Origin of the sequence: Streptomyces sp. NRRL B-1347 (assembly GCF_000720325.1) — a bacterium.
GTDB lineage: Bacteria > Actinomycetota > Actinomycetes > Streptomycetales > Streptomycetaceae > Streptomyces.
Genome location: NZ_JOJM01000353.1, coordinates 1 through 207, shown reverse-complemented (window position 1 = coordinate 207; position 207 = coordinate 1). Strand labels below are relative to the sequence as shown.

Annotated in this window: 1 protein-coding gene; it reads right to left on the bottom strand. The window is 67.6% G+C overall.

Going from position 1 to position 207, the window contains the following annotated elements:
• Nucleotides 1-188: AMP-binding protein (locus IG74_RS47540; RefSeq protein WP_158858187.1), on the bottom strand; the 188-nt coding region annotated here is incomplete at its 3' end.
• Nucleotides 189-207 lie beyond the last annotated feature (19 nt).

Sequence of the window (207 nt, the reverse complement as noted above, 5' to 3'; positions counted from 1 at the left end):
CCGCGGTGCGTCACCTCCACACCCTTGGGCCGACCCGTCGAACCCGACGTGAACACCGTGTACGCCACCGCATCCAGGTCGACAGCAACCTCAGGAGCCCGCGACGGATAAGCCGACAAGTCCTCCACCGTCAGCACCACCGGCACATCCGCAAACCGGTCCGCATACTCGGCCGACGTCACCGCCACCGACACCCCACCATCCGCG